General features: G+C 73.6%; 6 protein-coding genes. 1 reads left to right on the top strand and 5 read right to left on the bottom strand.

The genetic code is table 11. The annotated features are described in order from the left end of the window. Both I53_RS19990 and I53_RS19995 read right to left on the bottom strand, forming a co-directional pair. Positions 1–648, bottom strand: a 648-nt coding sequence (locus tag I53_RS19990) for a murein L,D-transpeptidase family protein (RefSeq protein ID WP_043353941.1), incomplete at its 3' end; no start/stop codon positions are given. Between the two features lie 161 nt (positions 649–809). Continuing rightward, positions 810–1973 (bottom strand): MFS transporter, encoded by a 1164-nt coding sequence (locus I53_RS19995; RefSeq protein WP_043353942.1) that lies wholly within the window; start codon positions 1971–1973, stop codon positions 810–812. Positions 1974–2247: 274 nt separating this feature from the next. Here I53_RS19995 and I53_RS20000 point away from each other — a divergent pair, with 274 nt between their 5' ends. Beyond that, positions 2248–3168, top strand: a complete 921-nt coding sequence (locus I53_RS20000; RefSeq protein ID WP_043353950.1) for a LysR family transcriptional regulator — start codon at positions 2248–2250, stop codon at positions 3166–3168. A 78-nt stretch (positions 3169–3246) separates the two neighbouring features. Here I53_RS20000 and I53_RS20005 read toward each other — a convergent pair whose 3' ends face one another. The 3 genes from I53_RS20005 to I53_RS20015 all read right to left on the bottom strand — a co-directional run. Continuing rightward, positions 3247–3978: a DUF1796 family putative cysteine peptidase gene (locus I53_RS20005; RefSeq protein ID WP_043353944.1), complete on the bottom strand. Its 732-nt coding sequence runs from the start codon at positions 3976–3978 to the stop codon at positions 3247–3249. Next, positions 3975–4937, bottom strand: coding sequence for an acetyl-CoA carboxylase carboxyltransferase subunit alpha (locus I53_RS20010; RefSeq protein ID WP_043353946.1), 963 nt, complete (start codon positions 4935–4937; stop codon positions 3975–3977). The genes I53_RS20005 and I53_RS20010 overlap by 4 nt, the downstream gene beginning before the upstream one ends. A 157-nt stretch (positions 4938–5094) precedes the next feature. Beyond that, on the bottom strand, positions 5095–5337 hold a 243-nt coding region (locus I53_RS20015), incomplete at its 5' end, for a diguanylate cyclase (protein WP_043353948.1).

The following is a 5337-nucleotide window of genomic DNA, read 5'->3' on the forward strand; positions in this document are numbered from 1 at the left end:
CTTGAGGTTCTGCCAGAAGGCGATGTTCGGGTCGTTGCGGAACTTGGCCATGTTCTCGGCCGTCATCCGGAACGGATAGGACTGGAACTGGAAGCTGCGCTGGCCGCCGATGAACGCCTCGCGGGCGATGGCGTAGATCTCCGCGATGGTGGCGTCGGTCATGGCGAAGCAGCCCGCCGACGAGCAGGTGCCGTGCACCATCAGGTACTTGCCGGTGCGCCCGTTGGCCCGGTCGACGGCATTGGGGAAGCCGGTATCGAACGAGAGATAGTACGAGGAATTCGGGTTCATCAGGCCCGGGGTGATCGTATAGAAGCCCTCCGGCGCCTGCCGGTCGCCCTCGCGGGTCTTGGGGCCGAGCTGGCCGGACCAGCGGCAGATCGGGTAGGTCTTCAGCAGGGCGTAACGGCCGTCGCCGCCCCGCTTCCAGATCTCCATCTCCGCTTCCTTCTTGAAGGTGCGGATCAGGATCGGGTCGGATTGCTGCATCCCCTTGGATTGCATCAGGGCGACCGTCTGGGGGGCGACCGGCGCGAGGCTGCGCGCGCTCGGGCCGTTGATCCCGGAGCCGTCCTGGCAGGCGGCGAGCGACAGGGCCAGCAGGGACGCTGCCGCCAGCAGTCGCGCGGTCGCGAGACGCGCCGTCATGGGGAACCTCGATCGTCTTACGCGCGCCCGCGGGCCTTGCTGGCCGCGTCGGGTGCCACTCCCCAACCCAATAGGCTCGTTAAGCTTGCGCCTTCCTTACCGCAAGGACGCGGGTGCAACACTGGATTGTTATCCGGTGTGGAGAGCCTGCGGCGCAGGCCCTATCCACAGGCGGCCGGGACCGCGGCGGGGCGACCCAGCCAGAGCACGAGGACGAGGCCGGCCAGCGCCAGGGCGGCGCCGGCCAGGGACACCGCCGGGTAGCCGAGCCCGGCATCGATCGTGGCGCCGCCGACGGCCGCCCCGACCGCGTTGCCCAGGTTGAAGGCGCCGATATTCATCGCCGAGGCGAGGCTGGGCGCGTCCGCCGCCTGCGCCATCACCCGCATCTGGAGCGGGGCCACGCTGGCGAAGCTCGCGACACCCCAGAGGACGATCAGCAACGCCGCGGCGGCCGCCCCGTGCATGCCCCAGGCGAACAGCACGAGGACGACGAGCTGCGCCGCCAGCGCGCCGATGATCGTGCCGTCCACCGAGCGGTCCGCGAGCCGGCCGCCGAGCCAGTTGCCCACGGTCAGGCCGAGCCCGAACAGGACCAGCATCGCGGTGACGAACGGCGCCGTCGCGCCGGTCTCGGTCCGCAGGATCGGCGCGATGTAGGTGAACACCGTGAACATCGCGCTGAACCCCACCATGGTCAGCGCCAGGGCCGCCAGGACGGGGCCGCGGCCGAGGACGCGCAGCTCGGACCACAGGTCGGCGCTCGGTTCGGCCTTGAGTTCCGGCAGGGCGAGCCGCAGCGCCAGCATGGCGACGGCGCCGATCGCGGCGATCCCCCAGAAGGCCGCGCGCCAGCCGAGCATCGCGCCGGTCCAGGCGGCGAGCGGCACGCCGCCGATCGTCGCGATGGCGAGGCCCGAGAACATGGCCGCCACCGCGGCGGCACGGCGCTCCGGCGGCACGAGGCCCGCGGCCACCACCGCGCCGACGCCGAAGAAGGCGCCGTGGTTCAGCGCGGTCACGAGCCGGCCGGCGACCAGCATGGCGTAGCTGTCGGCGAGGGCCGCCATCAGGTTGCCGAGGGTGAAGATCGCCATCAGCCCAACCAGCAGACGCCGCCGGGGCAGGCGCGCGGTGGCGAGGGTCACGAGCGGCGCGCCGATCACCACGCCCAGCGCGTAGGCGCTGACGACGAGGCCCGCCGCCGGGATCGACACGTTCAGGTCGGCGGCGATCAGGGGCAGCATGCCCATGGGGGTGAACTCGGTCACGCCGATGCCGAAGGCCCCGGCCGCGAGGGCCAGCAGGGGTGGGTTGAGCGCCATGGGGTCCGCATCTCCGTTCGTTCCGGTGAGGCAGGTGGCGGATTCGTCTCCAGGACAGTAGTCCCCGCTCGGGACCAGGATCTGTGCGCCGACGGCACGAATGCGGGCTTGCCGACGGATCGGGGACGGGGGCATCCTGCGCGGCTCTCCCGAACACGCCCTCATCGTGAGGTGCCCGCGCCGGCGGGCGTCGGAGGGGCGCTCCGGCATCCCAGGATGAGGGCCTCGGGTCGGAGCGCCCGGGATCGGCTTCGGGCATCGCGGGACGGGCATGATGCTGCGCGACAAGGTCGACCGGGCGGGCGAGATGGTGGTGTTCGTGGCGGTGGCGGAGGCCGGCAGCCTGTCGGGGGCGGCGCGTCGGCTCGGGCTGACGCCCTCCGCGGTCAGCCGGATCGTCGCCCGGACCGAGGCGCGGCTCGGCGCGCAGCTCCTCGTGCGGACGACCCGGACCCTCCGGCTCACCGCCGAGGGCGAGACCTACGGGCGCGCCGCGCGCCGCATCCTGGCGGATCTCGACGAGACCGAAGCCGCGCTCGCCGACCGGGGCTGCCCGCGCGGGCGGGTCCGGGTCAGCGCCGCCACCGCCCATGGCCGGCTCGTGATCGTGCCGCTGCTCGCCGCCTTCGTCGAGCGCCATCCCGGCATCACGGTGGAGATCGACCTCAGCGACGAACTCGCCGACGTGCTCGGCGGCCGGGCCGGCGTGGCGATCCGGTTCGGCCCGCTCGCCGACAGCCCGCTCACCGCCCGGCGGCTCGGGGAGACCGGCCGGACGGTGGTGGCCTCGCCGGCCTACCTCGCCCGGGCCGGCACGCCGCGGCGGCCCGCCGACCTCGCCGGCCACAACTGCCTGGATTTCAGCTTCCGCCGCTCCGAGCCCGGATGGCCGTTCCGCATCGACGGGCACGACAGCGTCCTGCCGGTGGGCGGCAACGTCGCCGCCAACAACGGCGAGACCCTGGTCCAGCTCGCCCTGCAGGGCACCGGCATCACCCGGGTCGGCAACTTCCACATCGCCGAGGATCTCGCCGCCGGCCGGCTGGTGCCGCTGCTGGAGCCGTTCAACCCGCAGGACCGCGAGGCGATCCACGCGGTGTTCGTGGGCGGCCCCGCCATGCCGGCCCGGGTGCGCGTGCTGGTGAATTTCCTGGCGGAGCGGATGCGCGGGGCCGCCTTCGGCGCTCACCCGTGAGGGAATTGCCTCGCGCCCGTCCGCGTCGGCGCGATCGTCGCCCTGTCGCGCGCCACGCAGTTCGGGCTTGGCGCCCGCTCAGCCGAACAGCGCCGGCCGCCGCGCCGCCTCGGCCCGGATGATCTCAACCAAGGCCGCGTCGTCGGCCGGGTCGGCCAGCCGCAGGCCGACGGGCTCCGAGGGCGTGTGCACGGTGAGCCAGCGCAGGGATGTCCGCAGGTCGACCGCCTCGGCGACCGCCATGCGCGGATGCCCGGTCTCCAGCTGCAGGAAGGTCAGGTGGTTGCGGCTGGCGCGCTGCCCGAGCAGGTCGTCGATCGCCTCGACCACGTCCCGGGGCGTGTGGAGATGGGTCATCATCCAGAGGCGGTTGTCGGTGCCCGGCGTGTCGAGGGCCCGGCGCAGCCGGCGCACGCCCTCGGTGAGGAAGGCGTAATCCGCCTCGCTCGTCGCCGGGTCGTGGTGGTTGAACACGCATTCGAGGCCATGCCGCTCCCGGTAGAGGCGGTGGCGCCCCCGCCAGATGCCGGGGCCGCGCCGCTCGGATTCCGGGATGCTCTCCAGCTGGCTCCGGTCGACGAGCGCGGAGAAATCGTCGGCGAGGCAGTCCCGGGCCATGCCGGGCATGGAGAAGATCCAGTCGAGGGGCCCCGACCATTGGCGCAGGTCGAGCGTCTTGAGGACGTGCGCCATCTGGCAGTTGCAGCCGAGGGAGATATGGTTGTGCCGGTCCGGCTCCCGCGCGTCGCGCCGGCCCAGCAGCCGGCCGAGCGCGCCGAACAGCCCCCCCGACGCCCCGGGCTCGCTCACAGGGTCCGGCCGATCGCCAGGAACTTCTCCGCGCGCCGGTCGCGGATCTCGACGGCCGTCAGGCCGTCGAACAGGGCGAGGGCGTCGGCGACGGCGTCGCCCGCGGCCCGGATCGCCGCCTCGCGGTCGCGATGCGCCCCGCCGGTGGCCTCCGGGATGATCCCGTCGATGACGCCGAGGCGCAGCAGGTCCTGGGCGGTGATCTTCATGGCGGTGGCGGCGTCGGCGGCGCGGCCCTGGTCGCGCCACAGGATCGAGGCGGCGCCCTCCGGCGAGATCACCCCGTAGATCGCGTGCTCCAGCATGAGGACCCGGTTGGCGGTGGCGAGCGCGATGGCGCCGCCCGAGCCGCCCTCCCCGATCACCACGGCGACGTTGGGCACGCCCAGCGCGAGGCAGGCCTCGGTGGAGCGGGCGATGGCCTCGGCCTGGCCGCGCTCCTCCGCCTCGATGCCCGGATAGGCGCCGGCGGTGTCGACGAAGGCGAGGACCGGCAGACCGAACCGGTCGGCGGTCTCCATGAGCCGGACCGCCTTGCGGTAGCCCTCGGGGCGGGCCATCCCGAAATTGTGGCGCAGCCGCGCCTCGGTGGTGGCGCCCTTCTCCTGGCCGAGCACCAGGACCGGCCGTCCGCGGAACCGCCCGAACCCGCCGAGGATCGCCTCGTCCTCGCCGAAGTTCCGGTCGCCGGCCAGCGGGGTGAACTCGGTGATCAGCCCGTCGCAATAGTCCACGAAGTGCGGCCGCTGCGGGTGGCGCGCCACCTGGGTCTTCTGCCAGGGGGTGAGGTTCGCGTAGATCTCCGCCAGCGCCTGGCCGGCCTTGGCCTCAAGCCGGCCGACCTCCTCGGCGATGGAGACCGCGCCGTCGCGCGCGCTCACGGCGCGCAGTTCCTCGAGCTTGGCCTCCAGCTCGGCCACCGGCTTCTCGAAGTCGAGGTAGGTGCGCGTCACCGCCATCGTATCACAGATCTTCCCGGGGTCCGCCGCGCGGGGGCGGCGGGCGCGAGGTGTTGGCGATGGCGGGAGTGGTGTCAACCGGCCTGTTGCCGGACCGGGCCGCCGGCCGGCGGTCCGGGCCCTCGGCCGGCGGCCCGGACAGGCCGCGGCCGGAGGGTCAGGCTGCCTGCGACTCGACCCGGTTCCGTCCGGCCGCCTTGGCCCGGTAGAGGGCGAGGTCGGCGCGCCGGAGCATGTCGGCGGCGCAGAGATCCTCGCCGCGGCGCACGGCGACCCCGATCGAGACGGTCACGGGCACCGTCCGGGTGGCCCCCAGCACCGAGAACGGCACCGCCTCGACCCGCTCGCGGATGCGCTCGGCGATGCCCTGGGCCTCGCCGAGCCCCGCCTCCGGCAGGAT

Source organism: Methylobacterium sp. B1, from assembly GCF_000333255.1.
Lineage (GTDB): Bacteria > Pseudomonadota > Alphaproteobacteria > Rhizobiales > Beijerinckiaceae > Methylobacterium > Methylobacterium fujisawaense.

Bases quoted from the DNA above. Each gene is read 5' to 3' on its own strand.
- I53_RS19995 (WP_043353942.1), bottom strand. From the start codon at position 1,973: ATGGCGCTCAACCCACCCCTGCTGGCCCTCGCGGCCGGGGCCTTCGGC.
- I53_RS20000 (WP_043353950.1), top strand. From the start codon at position 2,248: ATGCTGCGCGACAAGGTCGACCGGGCGGGCGAGATGGTGGTGTTCGTG.
- I53_RS20010 (WP_043353946.1), bottom strand. From the start codon at position 4,937: ATGGCGGTGACGCGCACCTACCTCGACTTCGAGAAGCCGGTGGCCGAG.